Source organism: Sulfitobacter sp. 1A13353 (assembly GCF_043557255.1).
Taxonomy (GTDB): Bacteria; Pseudomonadota; Alphaproteobacteria; order Rhodobacterales; family Rhodobacteraceae; genus Sulfitobacter; species Sulfitobacter faviae.
This window is the reverse complement of the sequence record NZ_JBIFFS010000006.1, coordinates 266,801-286,771: the sequence shown is the minus strand read 5'-3', so window position 1 is coordinate 286,771 and position 19,971 is coordinate 266,801. Positions and strand designations below refer to the sequence as shown.

20 protein-coding genes are annotated in these 19,971 nt (G+C 61.8%); 8 read left to right on the top strand and 12 right to left on the bottom strand.

From position 1 onward, the window contains the following. Positions 1–148: 148 nt before the first annotated feature. The 10 genes from phoB to ACGYLO_RS15960 form a co-directional block, all read right to left on the bottom strand. The gene (gene phoB / locus ACGYLO_RS16005) at positions 149–838 is read right to left on the bottom strand and encodes a phosphate regulon transcriptional regulator PhoB (RefSeq protein ID WP_067266767.1); all 690 of its coding nucleotides are present in this window, start codon (positions 836–838) and stop codon (positions 149–151) included. A gap of 4 nt (positions 839–842) precedes the next feature. Continuing rightward, a complete protein-coding gene (phoU, locus tag ACGYLO_RS16000) occupies positions 843–1,550 on the bottom strand; it encodes a phosphate signaling complex protein PhoU (protein ID WP_209217798.1) in 708 nt (235 codons plus the stop codon). Positions 1,551–1,554: 4 nt separating this feature from the next. After that, entirely contained in the window at positions 1,555–2,352 is a 798-nt protein-coding gene (gene pstB, locus ACGYLO_RS15995; RefSeq protein WP_067266771.1) for a phosphate ABC transporter ATP-binding protein PstB, read from the bottom strand. Positions 2,353–2,367: 15 nt separating this feature from the next. After that, positions 2,368–3,723 (bottom strand): phosphate ABC transporter permease PstA, encoded by a 1,356-nt coding sequence (gene pstA, locus ACGYLO_RS15990; protein WP_394376871.1) that lies wholly within the window; start codon positions 3,721–3,723, stop codon positions 2,368–2,370. Then, positions 3,720–5,216 carry a phosphate ABC transporter permease subunit PstC gene (gene pstC / locus ACGYLO_RS15985; protein ID WP_394374185.1) on the bottom strand — a complete coding sequence of 499 codons (1,497 nt, stop codon included), beginning with the start codon at positions 5,214–5,216 and terminating at the stop codon, positions 3,720–3,722. The genes pstA and pstC overlap by 4 nt, the downstream gene beginning before the upstream one ends. A gap of 70 nt (positions 5,217–5,286) precedes the next feature. Beyond that, positions 5,287–6,327: a substrate-binding domain-containing protein gene (locus ACGYLO_RS15980; RefSeq protein WP_271687278.1), complete on the bottom strand. Its 1,041-nt coding sequence runs from the start codon at positions 6,325–6,327 to the stop codon at positions 5,287–5,289. A 138-nt stretch (positions 6,328–6,465) separates the two neighbouring features. After that, positions 6,466–7,518 carry an ATP-binding protein gene (locus ACGYLO_RS15975; RefSeq protein WP_271689969.1) on the bottom strand — a complete coding sequence of 351 codons (1,053 nt, stop codon included), beginning with the start codon at positions 7,516–7,518 and terminating at the stop codon, positions 6,466–6,468. A 1-nt stretch (position 7,519) separates the two neighbouring features. After that, entirely contained in the window at positions 7,520–8,041 is a 522-nt protein-coding gene (locus tag ACGYLO_RS15970; RefSeq protein WP_271687277.1) for a gamma carbonic anhydrase family protein, read from the bottom strand. Then, positions 8,038–8,685, bottom strand: a complete 648-nt coding sequence (gene gmk, locus ACGYLO_RS15965; protein WP_276154400.1) for a guanylate kinase — start codon at positions 8,683–8,685, stop codon at positions 8,038–8,040. Before gmk ends, ACGYLO_RS15970 begins: the two co-directional genes overlap by 4 nt. A gap of 3 nt (positions 8,686–8,688) precedes the next feature. Further along, a complete protein-coding gene (locus tag ACGYLO_RS15960; protein ID WP_271687276.1) occupies positions 8,689–9,579 on the bottom strand; it encodes a YicC/YloC family endoribonuclease in 891 nt (296 codons plus the stop codon). Positions 9,580–9,821: 242 nt separating this feature from the next. On the opposite strand from ACGYLO_RS15960, the gene ACGYLO_RS15955 reads away from it, so the two are divergent. After that, on the top strand, positions 9,822–10,520 hold the full coding sequence (locus tag ACGYLO_RS15955; protein ID WP_394376870.1) for a PAS domain-containing protein: 699 nt from the start codon (positions 9,822–9,824) through the stop codon (positions 10,518–10,520). 88 nt (positions 10,521–10,608) lie between these two features. On the opposite strand, the gene ACGYLO_RS15950 is transcribed toward ACGYLO_RS15955, so the two are convergent. Further along, entirely contained in the window at positions 10,609–11,979 is a 1,371-nt protein-coding gene (locus ACGYLO_RS15950) for a class II 3-deoxy-7-phosphoheptulonate synthase (RefSeq protein ID WP_271687274.1), read from the bottom strand. A gap of 191 nt (positions 11,980–12,170) precedes the next feature. Here ACGYLO_RS15950 and ACGYLO_RS15945 point away from each other — a divergent pair, with 191 nt between their 5' ends. After that, entirely contained in the window at positions 12,171–13,175 is a 1,005-nt protein-coding gene (locus ACGYLO_RS15945; protein ID WP_271687273.1) for a GlxA family transcriptional regulator, read from the top strand. A 3-nt stretch (positions 13,176–13,178) separates the two neighbouring features. On the opposite strand, the gene ACGYLO_RS15940 is transcribed toward ACGYLO_RS15945, so the two are convergent. Next, positions 13,179–14,276, bottom strand: coding sequence for a PQQ-dependent sugar dehydrogenase (locus ACGYLO_RS15940; protein ID WP_271687272.1), 1,098 nt, complete (start codon positions 14,274–14,276; stop codon positions 13,179–13,181). 186 nt (positions 14,277–14,462) lie between these two features. Here ACGYLO_RS15940 and ACGYLO_RS15935 point away from each other — a divergent pair, with 186 nt between their 5' ends. From ACGYLO_RS15935 to ACGYLO_RS15910, 6 genes are all read left to right on the top strand, one after another. Continuing rightward, positions 14,463–15,647 carry an ABC transporter substrate-binding protein gene (locus ACGYLO_RS15935; protein ID WP_271687271.1) on the top strand — a complete coding sequence of 395 codons (1,185 nt, stop codon included), beginning with the start codon at positions 14,463–14,465 and terminating at the stop codon, positions 15,645–15,647. Between the two features lie 147 nt (positions 15,648–15,794). Next, complete coding sequence (locus ACGYLO_RS15930) at positions 15,795–15,956, top strand: hypothetical protein (protein WP_271687270.1); 162 nt, start codon at positions 15,795–15,797, stop codon at positions 15,954–15,956. 88 nt (positions 15,957–16,044) lie between these two features. Continuing rightward, positions 16,045–16,827: an ABC transporter ATP-binding protein gene (locus ACGYLO_RS15925; protein ID WP_067266791.1), complete on the top strand. Its 783-nt coding sequence runs from the start codon at positions 16,045–16,047 to the stop codon at positions 16,825–16,827. After that, a complete protein-coding gene (locus ACGYLO_RS15920) occupies positions 16,824–17,645 on the top strand; it encodes an ABC transporter ATP-binding protein (RefSeq protein ID WP_271687269.1) in 822 nt (273 codons plus the stop codon). Before ACGYLO_RS15925 ends, ACGYLO_RS15920 begins: the two co-directional genes overlap by 4 nt. A 2-nt stretch (positions 17,646–17,647) precedes the next feature. After that, positions 17,648–18,658 (top strand): branched-chain amino acid ABC transporter permease, encoded by a 1,011-nt coding sequence (locus ACGYLO_RS15915; protein WP_271687268.1) that lies wholly within the window; start codon positions 17,648–17,650, stop codon positions 18,656–18,658. After that, the gene (locus ACGYLO_RS15910) at positions 18,655–19,959 is read left to right on the top strand and encodes a branched-chain amino acid ABC transporter permease (protein ID WP_271687267.1); all 1,305 of its coding nucleotides are present in this window, start codon (positions 18,655–18,657) and stop codon (positions 19,957–19,959) included. Before ACGYLO_RS15915 ends, ACGYLO_RS15910 begins: the two co-directional genes overlap by 4 nt. Positions 19,960–19,971 lie beyond the last annotated feature (12 nt).

Genomic DNA, 19,971 nt, shown 5'->3' with positions numbered 1-19,971 from the left:
TAGTGGGTTCCCATTCTTCATACTCCATGCAACTCTCTGTATTCGTACAGAATTTGCACTTCGTTTGTGAATCCACCGCGTTGTGATATGCGAAACTGATAATCAGTATTATGTAAAAAAGACGGGTCCTAAGAAGAGCTAGAAGAGTTTAACCCAAGGCGTAACCCGCACCGCGCACGGTTCGGATCGGGTCTCCGCCACCTTCGCGCGTCAATGCTTTGCGCAGTCGCGCGATATGAACGTCCACCGTGCGCGTATCGACATAGATGTCGCGGCCCCAGACGTGGTCGAGCAATTGATCGCGGCTGAACACGCGCCCGGGTTTTTCCAGCAGCGTCGTCAGCAGCCGATACTCCGTCGGCCCCAGTTTCAGCTCGTTGCCCGCGCGGCTCACGCGGTGACGCTCCGGGTCGAGCTGGATGTCGTCAAAGCTCAGCAGCGCGCCTGCGGCTGCGGGACGTGTGCGGCGCAGCTGCGTGCGCACACGGGCCATGAGTTCGCGCAGGTTGTACGGCTTGATCACATAGTCGTCCGCGCCGGTTTCCAGCCCCCGCACGGTATCCACTTCCTCAGAGCGCGCGGAGAGCATGATGACCGGAATATGCCGCGTCGCCTCGCGCGATTTGAGTTGGCGGCAGACTTCGATGCCGCTCATCAATGGCATCATCCAATCGAGGATCACCAAATCCGGCGCGGCCTCTGAGACCAGAAGCATGGCTTCTTCGCCGTCTTCGGCCCGGCGCACCTCAAAGCCTTCGGCTTCGAGGTTATAGGCCAGTACCTCACGTTGCGCGGGTTCATCTTCTACCAGCAGAACCTGGGGGCGTGTGACGTCCATCGTCTCAGTCCTTCGTGGTGATCGAAGTGCGGTCGGCCTTGGGCCGGTCGTCCTCGGGCGTCTCACCGGTCACCAGATAGACAACCTGTTCGGCGATGGCCGTCACATGGTCACCCATACGTTCGACGTTTTTGGCGATGAAATGCAGATGCATACAGGCGGTGATGCTGCGCGGGTCTTCCATCATGAAGGTGAGGAATTCGCGGAAGAGCGCATTATACATCTGGTCGACATCTTCGTCTCGGGTGATCACATCGCGCGCAAGATCCGCGTCGCGCTGGATATAGGCGTCGAGCGCATCTTTCAGCATCGCCTCAACCGCGCCAGCCATCCGGCGGATCGCGCCGGTGCTGTCGCTGACAGGCTCCATCTGGTTCAGGACGCTGGTGCGCTTGGCCATGTTTTTTGCATAGTCGCCAATACGTTCGAGGTTGGCGCTAATCTTGATGACGCTCAGCGTTAGACGCAGGTCGATCGCCGTGGGCGCGCGCAGCGCGATGACGCGGGCGGCGCTTTCGTTGATCTGTTCTTCCAGCCCGTCGATGGCCTTGTCCCCTGCCCGCACCTCATTGGCGAGCTCTTCGTCGCGGGTTTCCAGCGATTGCGCGCCGCGGCGGATGGCGTCTTCGACCAGACCGCCCATTTTGAGGATCTGCGCCTGAACGGCTTCCAGATCGCGGTCGAATGCTGATGCAATGTGTTGATCTGACATGATATTATCCAATACGGCCGGTGATGTAGCTTTCGGTGCGCGGGTCTTGGGGCCGCGTAAAGATGTCGTCGGTGTCGCCAAATTCCACGAGGTTGCCGAGGTGGAAAAAGGCGGTTTTCTGGCTCACCCGCGCGGCCTGTTGCATGGAGTGCGTGACGATCACGACGGAGTAGTTCTGCCGCAATTCGTCAATCAATTCCTCGACTTGCGCGGTGGCGATGGGGTCAAGGGCCGAGCATGGTTCGTCCATCAAAAGCACTTCGGGCTCTGTTGCCACGGCGCGGGCGATGCATAGACGCTGCTGTTGACCACCCGAAAGGCCGGTGCCCGGTGCGTGCAGACGGTCCTTCACCTCGTTCCAGATCGCGCCCCGGCGCAGGGCCTGTTCGACGATATCGTCGAGGTCGGCCTTATTGCGGGCCAGCCCGTGGATGCGTGGGCCGTAGGCCACGTTGTCGTAGATCGACTTTGGGAAGGGGTTTGGCTTTTGAAACACCATGCCAACCTTGGCGCGCAGCTGCACCGGGTCGACCCGTTTGTCATAGATGTCTTCGCCATCGATGCGGATGTCGCCGGTCACGCGGGCCACATCAATTGTGTCGTTCATCCTGTTGATACAGCGCAGAAAAGTCGATTTGCCGCAGCCCGATGGGCCGATAAAGGCGGTCACGGTCTTGTCGTTGATGTCGATGTCCACGTCGCGAATGGCGTGGCTGTCACCGTAGTAGACCTGCACGTTGCGGGCCGCGATCTTGACGGGTTGGGTTGTCACGTCACTCTCCGAATATCTGTTGTCTTTCATGGTCCCGTCCTTGGTTTACCAGCGACGCTCAAAGCGGCGGCGCAGCAGCACGGCGATGGCATTCATCGTGATCAGGAACACCAGCAAGATGATGATACCGCCCCAAGCACGTTCGTAGAAGGCCGGGTCGGCGCGTTTGGCCCATTCATAGATCTGGGCCGGCATGGCGGAGTTCGGGGCCATCAGCCCTTCGGCGATGCTGTCGGGCGGGTTGGAGGCGATGAAGCCCACCATGCCGATAAGCAGCAAAGGTGCCGTTTCGCCAAGGGCTTGGGCAAGCCCGATGATCGTCCCCGTCAGGATGCCCGGTGCGGCGAGGGGCAGCACATGGTGGAACACCGATTGCATTTTCGAGGCCCCTACCCCAAGCGCCGCGTCGCGGATCGAGGGCGGCACCGATTTGAGCGAGGCGCGGGTCGAGATGATGATCGTCGGCAGGGTCATCAGCGTCAGCACCAGACCGCCCACCAGCGGAGCCGAGTTCGGCAGGTGCATGTAGTTGATGAACACCGCAAGGCCAAGGATACCAAAGACGATCGAGGGCACCGCGGCGAGGTTCGAGATGTTCACTTCGATGATGTCGGTGACCCAGTTCTTCGGCGCGAATTCTTCGAGGTAGATCGACGCGGCGACCCCGATGGGCAGCGCCAGCACCAGCACCACCAGCATCATCGCGAAAGAGCCGATCATCGACACCCCCATGCCCGCCGCTTCGGGCCGCGCGTCAGAGGCATCGGCGCCTGTGATAAAGTCGAGGTTGAACCGCTTTTCGATGCTGCCGTCGGCGATCAACGCATCGACCAGATCAAGCTGCTCGGCGCTGATGTTCTTGTCATTGGCGATGCTTTCGCGGGTCACGCGGCCCTTGAGGTAGCCATCGACACGGCTGTTGGTCAGGAACTCGAACTCGGCATTCGTGCCGATCAGCTCCGGGTTGGCCAAGACGTAGTTGCGCAATTGAGCGGCGGCGTCTTTCGACAGGATATCTGCCATCGCCTTGGGCTTGAGATCGGTCTCAACCTCGCCCGCTTCGACCTTGTTTTCAAAGGCAGCTTTTAGCAGCGGCGAATATCCGAAGGTCGAGACCTTCTTGATGTCTTCCAAATCGCGGTTGCCGTTCTTGTCGAGCTTGTCTTCCAGCAGCGGCACGGAAAGCGTCACATAGGTCTGCTGAAACGCGCCGGTCCCGCGGGAGATGATGGTGAAGAGCAGCGTCAGCAGCATCAAGAGGCCGATCACGATGGCAATGATGCCATAGAGCTTGAAACGGCCCTCGGAAGCGTTGCGGCGTTTGGTGCGCCCGTCTTGTACCAGCAGGGACGCACCGCGCGGGTCTGCGATGGGGGCTGCGGGGTTGGGGATATCGCTCATTCGTACTGCTCCCGGTATTTGCGCACGATGTAGAGGGCCAGCACGTTCAGGCCCAAGGTCAGGACGAAGAGGGTCAGGCCAAGCGCAAAGGCGACCAGCGTCTCGGGGCTGGCGAAATCGCTGTCCCCCGTCAACTGGCTGACGATGCGGGTGGTGATGGTGGTCATGGCTTCCAACGGATTTGCCGAGATGCGGGCGATGGCCCCTGCCCCCAGCACCACGATCATCGTCTCACCGATGGCGCGGCTGGCGGCGAGCAAGACGGCGCCGACGATGCCCGGCAGCGCCGCAGGCATGACCACTTGGCGGATCGTCTCGGACTGGGTCGCGCCCAAGCCGAAAGAACCGTCGCGCAGCGACTGCGGCACCGCGTTGATGATGTCGTCCGACAGGGAGGAAACGAAGGGGATCAACATGATGCCCATGACCAGCCCGGCGGTCAGGACCGAGGTCGCCCCCGACATCCAATCGACGCCCAGAAGCCCTTCTTCCCCGCGCCCGAAGACTTGGACGAGGAATGGCCCCACCGTCAGCAGCGCGAAAAGGCCGTAAACGATTGTCGGGATGCCTGCGAGGATTTCGAGCAGCGGCTTGGCCGTGGCGCGCACCTTGGGGCCTGCATATTCGCTCAGGTAAATCGCGGCGAAAAGCCCGATGGGCACGGCCACCAGCAGCGCGATGAGCGAGATATATAGCGTCCCCCAAAGCAGCGGCAGGATCGACAGGTCACTGTCGCCGCGGAAGTTCGGTGCCCAGGAAGAGCCGAAGAAGAAGTCGGTCCAAGGATGCAGGTTGAAGAAATTGATCGTCTCGAACAGCATCGACAACACAATGCCGACGGTGGTCAGGATCGCCAAAGAGGCCGCGAGGATCAGCAGCGCCTTCACGCCCCCTTCGACCCGGTTGCGGGCGCGGAAGGTGGCATTGGTTTCGCGGTAGACCATGGCCAGCCCGGCCAAGGCGATCAGCGCCACGATGATGTTGCGCCAGAAATTGCCCGTCGCCGTCATCTCGCGGTAAGCCTGCGCGGCTTGCAGCACCTCGGGGCTAATCTCGGCCCCCAAGGCAACGCCCTGTTCGCCCAGCCATGCGCGCAGGTCATCGGCAGCGGAAAGATCGGTCGCATCTGCCGCGCTGAGCGCGCCGGAGGAGACGGCCGCGTCCAGCCCATCGGCCAGACGGCGCACATCGCTCATGATCAGATTGACGGAGGAGCCTTCGGGCACAGCCTCGGCGGGGATCATATCAACCACCGAAGATTGCACCAGCATCGGCTGAACCAGCAGCCAGATGCCCAAAACCAAAAGCGCGGGCACCGCCACGCTCATCACCGCATTGTAGCCGTAGTAGCTTGGCAGCGAATGCAGCTTGCGGCTGTCACCTTGGGCAGAGGCCAAAGCCCGACGCCGCGCAAGGAAATACCCGCCCAGTGCCAGTGCCGCGATCAGGATGACCAGCGGCAGCACCGCGCCTGATGTCAGTATTTGTCCCACATGTCCCCCGGTGGATCAAAAAGCGAAAAACCGGGGGCAGTCACCCGCCCCCGGCGATAACGGTTAAGGCTTAGGAGCCGCTGCCCATCACGGTTTCATCGGCAACCACGGACTGGGTGTCGGCCAGTTCAGGGTCGGAGACCAGACCGTATTCGGCCAGCGGGCCGTCGGGGCCGGCAACTTCGTCGGCGACGAAGAATTCAGCGTATTCCTTCAGGCCGGGGATCACGCCGATGTGGGCTTTCTTGACGTAGAAGAACAGCGGGCGCGACACGGGGTAGTCACCCGAGGCGATGCTCTCGGTGGTTGGCTCGACGCCGCCCATGGTCGCAACCTGCAGCTTGTCGGTGTTGTTCTCGTAGAAGGCCAGACCGAAGACGCCGATGCCGTCTTGGTTGCTCTCGATGCGCGCCAGCGTCTCGGTGTAGTCGCCGTCGATGTCCACGGACTTGCCGTCGGTGCGCAGGCTGATGCACTCTTTCTCGGCGGCTTTCTTGTCGCCATCCGCGGCTTCGAGGAAGGCTTCGTAATCACCGGTCTCTTCGCAGCCTGCGAGGATCACCTTGTCTTCAAACACTTCGCGCGTGCCGTGCTTGGTGCCGGGGATGAAGGCTTGGATCGGCTGGGCGGGGAAGTCGGGGTTGACCTGATCCCATGTGGTATAGGGGTTCTCGGTCACTTCGCCATCTACGACAACTTTGGCGGAGAGGGCTTTGTACCAATCGACCGGCGTGAACTCGAAGGTCTCGCCATTGATGTCGGAGGCGAAGACGATGCCGTCATAGCCGATGCGCACTTCGATGATGTCGGTCACGCCGTTCTCGGCACAGGCCGCTACTTCGGCGTCCTTGATCTGGCGCGAGGCATTGGCCACGTCGATGGTGTTCTCGCCCACGCCTTCGCAGAAACGCTTGAGGCCAGCCGAGGAGCCGCCCGATTCCACGACCGGTGTCGGGAAGTCAAAGTTTTCGCCAAAGGCTTCGGCGACGATGGAGGCATAGGGCAGCACGGTCGAGGAACCGGCAACCTGTACTTGGTCACGCGCGGCAGCAGCGGTTGCAGATACGGCGGCAATCGCCAGGGCGGAAGTGGTGAGTTTTGCGAGTGACATGATATCTCCTGTCAGATGCGAATTGGTGACCACCCCATGGTGATCTGCGCCCCGTCTATGAAGGCGGTGCTGTGCTTTTGTGACAGCAACGTTACAGTTTCATGACAGTCGGCCTGAATCACCAAATTTCTGCAAAAATCAGTCAGAACCCGGTTTCATCGGCAGAATCACGCGGAATTCGGCCCCTTCGCCGGGGGTGCTGGTGATCTTGAGCCGCCCGCGGTGACGATTCATGATGTGTTTGACGATGGCCAGACCCAGTCCCGTTCCGCCAAGCGCACGGCTGCGGTGGCTGTCGACCCGGTAGAACCGTTCGGTCAGCCGCGGCAGATGGATGGCGTCGATGCCGGGGCCGTGGTCCCGTACGCTGACATGGACCGCCGGGCCGCGCATCGCGGGATCATGGCCCGTGCGTTTAAGAGAAATCTCGACCCGGTTGTCGCGCCCGCCGTATTTGATCGCGTTCTCGATGAGGTTCGTGAAGACCTGCACCAACTGATCCGCATCGCCTAGCACGAGGGCGGGCACATCCCCCAAGGTCGGTGCCAGTGTCACATTGCTGTCGACCGCCAGCGGCGCGAGGTTGCGCAGGGTGCCGCGTAGCACGTCGCGCACATCGATCGGCGCTTCGGGGCGCACGCGCTCTTCGGCCTCGACCCGGCTGAGGGACAAAAGCTCTCCCACCAGCCGATTCATCCGCTCGGCCTCTTGCGCCATAATCCCCAGAAACCGCTCGCGCGCCGCCGTGTCATCGCGCGCCGGACCTTGCAGCGTCTCAATGAAGCCGATCAGCGCGGTGAGCGGGGTGCGCAACTCGTGGCTCACATTGGCCACGAAATCGCGGCGCATCTGGCCTGCCTGCGCCATCTCCGTCACGTCGTTAAAACTAAGCAGGACAATCCCGTGGTCGCCCACCGGGCGCAGGCTTACGTCGTAGGTGGTGCCATGTTCGCCGCCGGTGCTGGTAAAGCGCGCTTGGCACGGCCCCGCACCCGCGAGACAGCGCTCGACCGCTTCGACCAGCCCCGGCTGGCGCAGCGCGGTGACGAAATGGCGGCCCAGCAGCCCCTTGCCCAGCAGATCTTCGGCGGGCGCGTTCAGAACGGTGATCCGCTCTTCGGCATTGATGGCCACGCTTGGCAGCGGCAGCGCCTCCACCACATCGGAAAGGGTTACGGCGGTGCTGCCCATGTCAGAGCGGTTCAAGATCGCGGCGGAAGCGCGCGGCGTTCTCGGCATAGTGTTTGGCGCTCGCGGTCAACTGTTGGATCGCCTGCGCGTCAAGCTCACGGACCACTTTGCCCGGCACACCCATGACGAGCGACCCATCGGGGATCACCTTGTTCTCTGTGATCAGCGCCCCTGCCCCGATGAGGCAGTTCTTGCCGATCTTCGCCCCGTTCAGCACCGTGGCCCCCATGCCGATCAGGCTGTTGTCGCCGATGGTGCAGCCGTGCAGCATGACCTTATGACCGATGGTGCAATCCTCGCCCACGGTCAGCGGATAGCTCATATCAGTGTGGAAAACGCAGTTCTCTTGCACATTGCTGCCGCGGCCCACGGTGATCATCTCATTATCGCCGCGCAGGGTGCTGCCGAACCAGACCGAGGCCTCGGGCCCAAGCGTCACCTTGCCGATGACATTGGCATCAGGCGCGACCCATGCTTCGGGGGCGACTTCGGGGCGCGCATCGGCGAGGGCGTAGAGGGTCATTTCAATTCCTCGAATTCGGATTGCAGACGGCGAACGTGATCCTTGATGGCGGGCTGTTGGCTCAGCCGCAGCCGGGCGGCGGTGATGATGGATTTCAGCCGCGCCTCGGTCTGGTCGAGATCGTCGTTCACCAGCACGAAGTCGTAGCCGTCCCAATGGCTGATCTCATCCCAGCTTTTGCCCATGCGCTTGGCAATCGTCTCGGCATCGTCTTGGCCCCGGCTTTCCAAACGGCGCTTCAACTCGGTGATCGAGGGCGGCAGCAGGAAGATCGACAGCGTGTGTGTGTTCAGGTCGGAGTTGCGGATCTGCTGTGCGCCCTGCCAGTCGATGTCGAAAAGGATGTCCTGCCCCTCGTCAATCGCTGCCTGCACGGGGGCCTTGGGGGATCCGTAGAAGTTGCCGAAAACATGGGCGTGTTCCAGCATTTCGCCCTCAGCCACGGCCTGCCGGAACTCCTCTTCGCCGACAAAGCGGTAATCCTTGCCGTCCTCTTCGCCCGGGCGGGGGGCGCGGGTGGTGGCCGAGACCGAGAAGTTGATCGTCGGATCCCATGCGCGCATGGCGCGGGCCATGGTCGATTTGCCCGCCCCGGAGGGGGAACTGAGGATGATCAGAAGGCCGCGTCGGCTTGGGTTTGTCACGTCTTACTCCACATTTTGCACTTGCTCGCGCATTTGGTCGATCACCGCCTTCAGGGCCAGACCGACAGTCGTCAATTCGGTGCTCTGCGCCTTGGAGCAGAGCGTGTTGGCTTCGCGGTTGAACTCCTGCATCAGGAAATCCAGCTTGCGCCCCACCGGCCCGCCTTGCCCGATCAGCGCACGCGCGGCGGCGACATGGGCGGCAAGGCGGTCGATCTCTTCGGTGACATCGGCCTTGACCGCGATCAAGGCCAGCTCCTGCGCCACCCGGTCTGCATCCGCGCCCTCGCTGTTGTCGAGCACGCGCGCAAGGTTGCGGCGCAACTGGGCAGCGGTCTCTTCCTTCCGGGCCTCGGCCAAAGCGGCGGCTTCGGCAGCGCGGTTTTCGACCTCGGTCAACTGCTCTTGCAATACACCGGCCAGCGCCGCGCCTTCCTGCGCGCGCATTTCGTTAAAATCACGCAGCAGGGTCGGCACTTCCGCCAGCAAAGCGGCGCGCAGTGCGTCGATGTCCTGTGCCTGATCGGCCTGTTCCAACACACCGCGCATGGAAAGAATGTCGCTCGCCCGCGAGGGCGCCAGCGATACACCGGCATCCATCGCACGGGCCTCAATCTCATGCAGGGCGGTCAGCAGTGTGTCGACATGCGCCTCGTTGATCTGCAAGCTGCCGTCACTCTCAGCCGAGGAGATGCGCAGGTTGCAGGTGATATTGCCCCGCGCCACCTCCGCCGAAATTTGCTTGCGCAAGGCGGCCTCAAGCCCCTCGACCCAATCGGGCACGCGCAGCCGCAGATCGAGCCCTTTGCCATTGACCGCGCGCAGCTCCCAAGACCAGCTCCAACCCTCCAAAGCGCCGGAGGCAGAGGCGAAACCTGTCATGGACCTGATCATCGGCGCGTTCCTTGCAAGGGCGGTCATGTCCTGCCTTACGGCGAAACCCCCGCGAGGGGCAAGCCCCCGCCCCCTCGGCCCGGCGGATCCCTTGGCTCACGCGTTAACCACTTCAGCGAAAGCGTAACGAAATCCTTAACCGCCTGCGGTATTAATGATTTGGTAATCATTTCGGCCGCATTGTGCCGCTGTCGTTTCAAAAACGGCTGCTGTATTGGCCAAGACCTTATGGGTGAGTTTCAATGGGCAATACAGGCCACACCGCGCAGAATGTTGTCGCCATGTCAGATCATCGGACGCATGTTGGCTATGGCCCGCTCGCGCAGGTCGAAGCCTATTGGGAGGCCCTGCGCGGCAACAGGTTGATGCCGCGGCGGTCGGATATCGACCCGCGCGGGATCGAGCAGGCATTGGAATATGCCTTTATCCTCGAACGTGTCGCGGTAGGTGTCGGCCGGTTGCGGATCGCAGGCGGCCACCTGCGCGACCTCATGGGGATGGAGGTGCGCGGCATGCCGATCACCGCCTTTTTCGGAACGCAGTCACGCCCCCGCGTCAGCGAAGCGCTGGAAGAAGTGTTTCAGATGCCCGGCCAGATCACGCTGCACTTGGGCGCGGCGGCGAGCTATGGGCGGCCTGCCTTGACGGGGCGGATGCTGCTCTTGCCGCTGAAAAGCGATCTGGGCGATGTCAGTCGGGTGCTGGGCTGTCTCGTCGTGCTGGGGGAGATCGGCCAAACCCCGCGGCGCTTCGATCTGGCGCAGGCCACGCGGCATAGCGCCTTTGGCGGGGTGGCCAAACCTGTGCGCCATGCCGATCCCCTGCAGCAGCCGCTTTTGCCACGCGAAACCGGATTCGCAGAGCCGAAAGCAAGCTTCACCGCCGCCCCATCGGGTGACATCCCGCCCTATCTGCGTCTGGTGAAGTCAGAGCAAGAATAGCCCGTCCGCCGCCCTCGGAACGCGAAAACGCCGCCCCGGAAAACGGGACGGCGTTTCTTTCGTCAAATACAAGTGCAGGTCGAGGATGTTACCCCGCCGCCCGCGCCGTCTGTGCCACGCGGCGGTTCGACAGTTCCTCGGCCACGAGGAAGGCCAGTTCCAGCGACTGGCTGGCGTTGAGCCGTGGGTCGCAGGCCGTGTGGTAACGGTCCGACAGGTCTTCGTCGCTGACCGCCCGCACACCGCCGGTGCATTCGGTCACGTCTTGGCCGGTCATCTCGAAATGCACACCGCCGGGGACGGAGCCTTCGGCGTTATGCACGGCAAAGAACTCATGCACTTCGCGCAGCACGGAATCGAAGGGCCGGGTCTTGTAGCCCGTCGAGGATTTGATCGTGTTGCCGTGCATCGCGTCACAGGTCCAGACAACATTAGCGCCCTCTTCCTGAACGGTCTTGATCAGACGCGGCAAGTGATCGCCCACCTGCCCCGCACCAAAGCGCGAGATCAGGGTGAGACGGCCCTCTTCATTCTCGGGGTTCAACTTAGCCATCAACTGTTTGAGGTCATCGCTGGTCATCGAGGGACCACACTTCAGGCCAATCGGGTTTTGCACGCCGCTGGCAAACTCCACATGCGCCCCGTCGGGCTGCCGCGTGCGGTCACCGATCCAGATCATGTGACCCGAGCCTGCAAGCCACTTGCCGGTCTGGCTGTCACGGCGGCAAAGCGCCTCTTCATACTCCAGCAGCAGCGCCTCGTGGCTGGTGTAGAATTCCACCGATTGCAGCGTATGCGCGGTTTCGGCGGTCACCCCAGCGGCCGCCATGAAATCAAGCGTGTCGGAGATGCGGTTGGCGATCTCGCGGTATTTCTCGGCCTTTTCGTCATCGGTGAAGCCCAGCGTCCAGCCGTGGACCTGATGCACATCGGCATAGCCCCCGGTTGAGAAGGCGCGCAGCAGGTTCAACGTGGCGGCGGCCTGCGTATAGGCGCGCAGCATCTTTTGCGGGTCGGGGATACGCGCCGCTTCGTTGAAGGCCAGATCGTTGATGATATCGCCGCGGTAGCTGGGCAGTTCCACGCCATCCACCACTTCGGTCGGGGCCGAGCGCGGCTTGGCGAATTGACCGGCCATGCGGCCCAGTTTGATCACCGGCACCTTGGCCCCATGGGTCAGCACGATGGCCATCTGCAACATCACCTTGAAGGTGTCGCGAATGGCGTCCGAGCTGAACTGCTCAAAGCTTTCGGCGCAATCACCGCCCTGCAATAGAAAGGCTTCGCCACGGCCTGCGGCGGCCAGATGTTTCTTCAATCGGCGTGCTTCGCCCGCAAAAACGAGGACCGGATAGCGTGCCAGCTGTGCCTCAACCGCTTCCAATGCGGCTTGGTCAGGGTAATCGGGCATCTGGACGCGCGGTTTGCTGCGCCAGCTCGAGGTGCTCCAGTCTGTCATCTTTCTACTCCGCTCCACAGCGCCGAGTGTCGGCACTTCGTGATCTTTCTCTATACAAAGGCGCGGGGAAAGTGACCAGAACCGAAATGCGCCCTATTGACGTGGCGTGAGGCCCGTGGGCAATGTTTCCGGCAAGTTCTGACGGCCATGGCACATGTCGGCAGAGACGACCTGAATAGAAAGACGCCGTGATGTCCCAACCGCGCCCGGCCACCCGCATGCCCCCCCAGACCGACAAGCCGCGGCGCTTCGTCTTTGTGTTGTTGGAGAATTTTACCCTTCTGAGCTTTGCCTCGGCGGTGGAATGCCTGCGGATCACCAACCGCATGCTCGAACGCGAGGTCTATGAATGGCAGGTCGTGGGCGAAAGCGGTGAGACCTGTGTAAGCTCATCCGGCGCGGTGTTCGCACTGGACGGCGGGCTTGAGGAGTTGGGCCGCGACGATACCATCATGATCTGCGGCGGCATCGGCGTGCAGGCCGCGACCACGAAAAAGCTGCTGGCATGGCTGCGCCGCGAGGCGCGCAAGGGGCTGGTTGTCGGCGGGCTGTGCACCGCGGCGCATACGCTGGCCAAGGCGGGGCTGCTCGACGGCAAACGCGCGACGATCCACTGGGAGAATCAGGACAGTTTCGGCGAGGAATTCGAAGAGGTTATTCTGACGAAATCGGTCTTCGTGGTCGACGGCAACCGGCTGACCACGGCGGGCGGCACGTCTTCTTTGGACATGATGCTGAAACTCATCGCCGATGACCACGGTGAGGAGACTGCCAATGCCGTGGCGGATCAGCTCATTTATTCCTCGATCCGCACCGACCAAGACACGCAGCGCCTGTCGGTGCCCACGCGAATCGGCGTGCGCCATCCGAAGCTTTCCCAAGTAATTCAGCAGATGGAGCGCAACATCGAAGAGCCGATCAGCCCCTCCATCCTCGCCCGTGACGTGGGCATGTCGACCCGCCAGCTAGAGCGTCTGTTTCGGCGCTACCTGAACCGCAGCCCAAAACGTTACTATATGGAATTGCGGCTGCAAAAGGCGCGCAACCTGTTGATGCAGACGGATATGAGCGTGATCAACGTGGCGCTGGCCTGCGGCTTTGCCTCGCCCTCGCATTTCTCGAAATGCTACCGGGCGCATTACCAGACCACGCCTTATCGTGAGCGCGGCAGCCAATCCACCCGGCAGCCCGCCTGAGCGTCAAGGCGTGATCCGGTAGACGGTGCCGTTGACCTCTGAGATGAACCAGATCCCACCCTCGGGCCCTTCGACGACATCGCGCACGCGGGCGGTCTCGGCGGTCTTGATCTGCGCCACCTCTTCCAGCGGCGTGCCGCTCAGCCGGGCGATATAGTCGAACTTGAGCGAGCCGACGAAGATGTCACCTTCCCATTCAGGGAAAAGCGCGCCGGAGTAGACCATCAGCCCCGCAGGCGCGATGGACGGGTCCCAGTAGAATTCGGGCTGCGCCATCCCCTCTTTCGCCGTGCCCTCGCCGATCTTCGCGCCGGAATAATGCTCACCGTAGGAAATCACGGGCCAGCCGTAATTCGTGCCTTTGGTGATGCGGTTCACCTCATCCCCGCCCTTGGCCCCGTGTTCCGACACCCAAAGCCGCCCATCCAGATCCAGCCCCGCCCCTTGCGGGTTGCGATGGCCGTAGGACCAGATTTCAGGCAGCACGTCGGGCGTGTCGACAAAGGGGTTGTCATCGGGGACCGAGCCGTCGCGGTTCACACGGATGATGCTGCCGTTATGGGTGCTGCGGTCCTGCGCCGCCGGACGATCGCCGCGTTCGCCGATGGTCACCAGCAGCGTGCCATCCGGCGCTTCGACCACGCGCGAGCCGAAGTGCTGGCCGCCGCTGCTGCCCGGCTTCATGGCGAAAAGCTCGGTTAGGTTTTCAAGACTGCGGGTATCCTCTGACAGATGCGCGCTGGCCAAAGCGGTCCCCGCGCCGCCGCCCTCTTGGGGTTTGGCATAGGTCAGGAACAGCAGGTGGCTTTGCGCGAAATCCCCGGCCAAGGTGATGTCCAACAGACCGCCCTGCCCGATCACGGCCACCTCCGGTAGGCCCGAGACCTCATGCCGTGTGTTGTCTTTTTGGTAGATCAAACGCCCGGCCTTCTCTGTCACCAACAGACCGCCACCCGGCAAGGGGGCAACGCCCCACGGGGCTTCGAGATCCTCGGCCATGGGGGTGATCGTGAGACCGCTCTGCGCTGTGGCGAAGCCCGCGGCGCAGAGGCTGCCGAGGCTGATGAAGGCGGCGGTGGCGAGGTGTTTTGCGCGGGTCATGGGCAGGCTCCTTTGGGCATGGGGGCTTGGTTCAAGACATAGCCAGCCCACCGCCCATTTCCACCATCGTTCCCGGTCCACGCGAAAACCTGCCCGCGAAAAACACTTTATAAATCGCCTTTTCTTTTTCGAAACCACGACCTAACGTTCGATCAGAACGAGAGTTCAACTAAGGGAGAGTACCAAATGAAAAAAATTCTGATGGCCACAACGGCCGTTGCCCTGCTCGCCACTGGCGCGCATGCTGAAGACACCAAGATCGGCATTCTGCTGGGCTTCACCGGCCCGCTGGAATCGCTGGCCAATGACATGGCCGCAGGCGCCGAACTGGCGATTTCCGAGGTTAACGAGAGCGGCCTGTTCCTCGACGGCGCCACCGTTTCGTCCGAGCGTGGCGACACCGGCTGCATCGATGCCGGCCTTGCTGTGGCATCGGCTGAGCGTCTGATCACCTCCGACCGTGTGAGCGGCATCGTGGGCGGCATGTGCTCGGGTGAAACCACCGCCTCGCTGCAAAACGTCGCCATTCCGAACGGCATCGTGATGATCTCGCCCTCCGCGACATCGCCCGCCCTGTCGACGGTCGAAGACAACGGTCTGTTCTTCCGCACATCGCCGTCGGACGCACGTCAGGGTCAGGTCATGGCCGACATCCTGAACGACCGTGGCATCAAGGAAGTCGCCGTCACCTATACCAACAACGACTATGGTAAAGGTTTGGCCGACAGCTTTGAGACCGCTTACAAAGAATCCGGCGGCACCGTGACCATCAACACCTCGCATGAAGACGGCAAAGCGGACTACTCCGCCGAAGTCGGCGCGCTGGCCTCTGCCGGTGGTGAGGTTCTGGTCGTGGCAGGCTATGTCGACCAAGGTGGCGCGGGCATCGTGAATGGTGCGCTGGACGCCGGTGCATTCGACGTCTTCATGTTCCCCGACGGCATGGTCTCCGACACGCTGGAAGAGAAATTCGCCGAGATTGCGGATGGCTCCTTTGGTCAGAACCCGAGTGCTGCTGGCGAAGGCCCCGACAACTACAAGAAGATGGGCAAAGAAGCCGGTTTCGAGCCGACCAACGCCTTCTCGCCTGAATCCTACGACGCGGCGGCGCTGATGCTGCTGGCGATGCAGGCCGCAGGCTCCAACGATCCGGCGGCGTACAAGGAAAAGGTGATGGAAGTCGCCAACGCACCGGGTGAGAAAATCCTGCCGGGTGAATTGGGCAAAGCGCTTCAGATCATCAAAGACGGCGGCGACGTGGACTATGTCGGTGCTTCGGCGGTCGAATTGATCGGACCGGGCGAGAGCGCGGGCAACTACCGCGAGATCGAGATGAAGGACGGCAAGATGGTCACGGTCGGCTACCGCTGATCCGCGCCACCATCTAACCGCTAAGAGAGGCCCGGTCGCAGTGCGATCGGGCCTTTTGCTTAGGAAATCGGCTTTTCTTCCGGGGATGCAGCCAGTACAAATCCCCTATTGAGGACGTGGAAAACACGTCCCGTCTGGGAGGACAGGATGAAAAAGCAACGTATGGCCGTCTCGGTCAGGGCTTTGGGCCAGTATTTTGCTGAACGCGATTTCGGCAATACGGCGCAATCTGCCTCTGACAAGGCAGCGCAGGGCTTTCTTCAGATCAGGATCGCAGCGGTCCCTTCCAAGAATCTCAGCTCATTGTAAACAGGTATGGCGGCGCGCATCTGCCTGCGCGGCCCATATGACGACCAATAAAAACCAGCCACAAGGTGGCGGACACGGGGATGGACATATGATCGTCGTAGACGACGTACACAAACACTTCGGCGGGTTTCACGCCGTCGACGGGGCGAGCCTGTCGATCGAGAAAGGATCGATCACCGGTTTGATCGGCCCAAATGGCGCGGGGAAAACCACGCTGTTCAACGTAATTGCTGGCGTGCTTCAGCCCACTTCGGGCCGCGTCACCATGGATGGGGAGGACATCACCGGCCTGCCCCCGCATGAACTCTTCCACAAGGGGCTGCTGCGCACTTTCCAGATCGCGCATGAGTTTTCTTCGATGTCCTGCCGCGAGAACCTGATGATGGTGCCGGGCAATCAGTCGGGCGAGACGCTGTGGAACACATGGTTCGGCACCAAACGCATCGCCAATGAGGAACGCGCGCTCAAGGCCAAGGCCGATGAGGTGCTGGAGTTCCTGACCATCGAACATCTGGCCGAACAGAAGGCGGGCCAGATCTCGGGCGGGCAGAAAAAGCTGCTGGAGCTTGGCCGCACCATGATGGTCGACGCCAAGATCGTTTTTCTGGACGAGGTCGGCGCGGGTGTGAACCGGACGCTGCTGAACACCATCGGCGACGCGATCATCCGGCTTAACCAAGAGCGCAATTACACTTTCGTCGTGATCGAGCATGACATGGATTTCATCGGCCGCCTTTGCGACCCGGTGATCTGCATGGCCGAGGGCCACGTTCTGGCCGAAGGCACGTTGGATGAGATCAAGGCGAACGAACAGGTGATCGAGGCCTATCTCGGCACCGGGCTGAAGAACAAGGACAAGGTAGGCGCATGAGCAATGATCCCTACGGCGACCGCGGCAACAAAGATTGGTCGGTCGGCAACGCGAAGGGCCAAGGCAGCATCATGCCCAAGGCCAGCGGCAAAACCCACCCCGCCCCCGGCGGCCCCTTCCTGATTGGTGACGGCATGACGGCGGGCTACGGCAACGGCCCCGACATCCTGCATGACTGCACCATCGCGGTCGACCGCGGTGAGATTGCGGTGATCGTCGGCCCCAACGGGGCGGGCAAATCCACCGGCATGAAGGCGGTCTTCGGCATGCTCGATATGCGCAAGGGCCATGTGCGGCTGGATGGTGAAGACATCACCGAACTCAGCCCGCAGGACCGTGTGGCCAAGGGCATGGGCTTCGTGCCCCAAACCTCGAACATCTTCACCTCCATGTCGGTCGAAGAGAACCTTGAGATGGGCGCTTTCATCCGCCGCGATGACTTTCGCGATACGATGGCGCAGGTCTATGACCTTTTTCCGATCCTCAAGGAAAAGCGCCATCAGGCGGCGGGTGAACTCTCGGGCGGTCAGCGTCAGCAGGTGGCCGTGGGCCGCGCGCTGATGACCCAGCCCAAGGTGCTGATGCTGGATGAGCCGACGGCGGGTGTCTCGCCCATCGTCATGGACGAGCTTTTCGACCGGATCATCGAGGTTGCCCGCACCGGCATCCCGATCCTGATGGTCGAACAAAACGCCCGTCAAGCGCTTGAAATCGCGGACAAAGGCTATGTGCTTGTGCAGGGGGCGAATGCCTTTACCGGCACCGGCAAAGAGCTTTTGGCCGATCCTGAAGTCCGCAAATCGTTTCTGGGGGGCTGAACATGGATCTGCTCAACGCTTTCATTGCACTTTCGAACTATGTGATCATACCGGGCATCGCCTATGGCTCGCAGCTGGCGCTCGGCGCGCTTGGCGTGACGCTGGTCTACGGCATCTTGCGGTTTTCCAACTTCGCCCATGGCGACACGATGGCCATGGGCACCATGGCGACGATCCTGATGACATGGCTGTTCCAGTCCATGGGTCTGAGCCTCGGCGTGCTGCCGACAGCGCTTCTGGCCCTGCCCTTCGGCATCGCCTTTACCATGCTTCTGGTGCTCGGCACCGACAAGGTGGTCTACAAGTTCTACCGCGAGCAAAAGGCCAAGCCGGTGATCCTTGTGATCGTGTCGCTCGGCGTGACCTTCATCTACAACGGCATCACCCGTTTCATCATCGGCGCGGACGACCAGAACTTCCTCGACGGCCAGCGCTTCATCATGTCGGCGCGGGATTTCAAGGAAATGACCGGCCTGCGCGAGGGTCTGGCCTTCAAGACCACCCAAGGCATCACCATCGTCACCGCGATCATTGTCGTGGCGCTGCTGTTTTGGTTCCTTAACAAGACGCGGGCGGGCAAATCCATGCGCGCCTATTCCGATAACGAGGATCTGGCGCTCTTGTCGGGCATCAACCCCGAGCGAGTGGTGATGATCACATGGATGATCGTGGCCGCCTTGGCGACCATCGCAGGCACGCTTTATGGCCTTGATAAGTCGTTCAAACCCTTCACCTATTTCCAGCTTCTGCTGCCGATCTTTGCGGCGGCCATCGTCGGCGGGCTCGGCTCTCCGGTGGGGGCCATCGCGGGCGGTTTCGTGATCGCCTTTAGCGAGGTCACGATCACCTACGCATGGAAGAAGGTGCTGGGCTATGTGATGCCCGAAGGTTTGCAGCCGGACGGCTTGGTGCAGCTCATGAGCACGGATTACAAATTTGCGGTCAGCTTCGTCATTCTTCTGATCGTTCTGCTGATCAAGCCCACCGGCCTGTTCAAGGGGAAATCGGTATGACCCAGACTGTGAAAAACACGATCCTTTTCGCGATCATCGCCTTGATGATCATCTACACCGGCTTTGCGCAAAGTTGGAACTCGGCTCTGCTGATCATCGCCATGGGTCTGATCTCTTCGATCATGGCGCTTGGGGTGAACCTGCAATGGGGCTTTGCGGGGCTGTTCAACGTGGGCGTCATGGGGTTTGTGGCGCTTGGCGGTCTGGCGGCTGTGCTGGTCTCCATGCCCCCGACCGAGGGCGCTTGGTCCACCGGTGGTTTCGCCATTCTGGGGGCGCTGGCGCTTGGGGCGGCTACCGTGGTGGCGGCGGTCATGCTGATGAAACGGATGGCGCCGGGCACGCTGCGCACGCTTTCGGTGATCGCGGTCTTGGTCATTGGTTTCTTCATCTTCCGTGCCCTGCTTGACCCCGCCGTTCAAGCGGTCGAGGCGATCAACCCCGCGCAGACCGGCTATCTCGGGGGTCTTGGCCTGCCGGTGCTGATCTCTTGGCCCGTGGGCGGCCTCTTTGCCGCTGGCGCGGCGTGGCTGATCGGCAAGACGGCCCTTGGCCTGCGGTCGGATTATCTGGCGATTGCGACGCTGGGGATTGCCGAGATCATCATCGCGGTCCTAAAGAACGAAGACTGGCTGAGCCGCGGCGTGAAGAATGTGATCGGTCTGCCCCGCCCTGTTCCTTATGAGATCGACCTGCAAAACAACCCCGCCTTCGTGGAGCGTGCGGCGGGCTTCGGCTTTGATCCCGTGGATGCCTCGACGCTCTGGGTCAAACTGCTCTATATCGCGCTTTTTGCCGCCGTTCTGATCGTCCTGTTGTGGATGAGCCAGCGTGCGCTGCACTCGCCATGGGGCCGGATGCTGCGTGCGATCCGTGACAACGAAGTCGCGGCCGAGGCCATGGGCAAGGACGTGACCGCGCGGCATTTGCAGGTCTTCATCCTCGGCTCCGCGATCTGCGGCATCGCGGGGGCGATGATGACGACGATGGACAGCCAGTTGACGCCCGGCACCTACCAGCCGCTGCGCTTTACCTTCCTCATTTGGGTGATGGTGATCGTTGGCGGGTCGGGCAACAACTTCGGCGCGATCCTTGGCGGCTTCCTGATCTGGTTCCTCTGGGTGCAGGTCGAGCCGATGGGCCTGTGGCTGATGAACCTGATCACGGCGGGCATGTCCGAAGGATCGGCGCTGAAGGCCCATCTGATCGAGAGCGCGGCGCATATGCGGCTTCTGACCATGGGCATCGTGCTGCTTCTGGTCCTGCGTTTCAGCCCGCGTGGGTTGATCCCCGAGCGGTAAATCCCGCTGAGC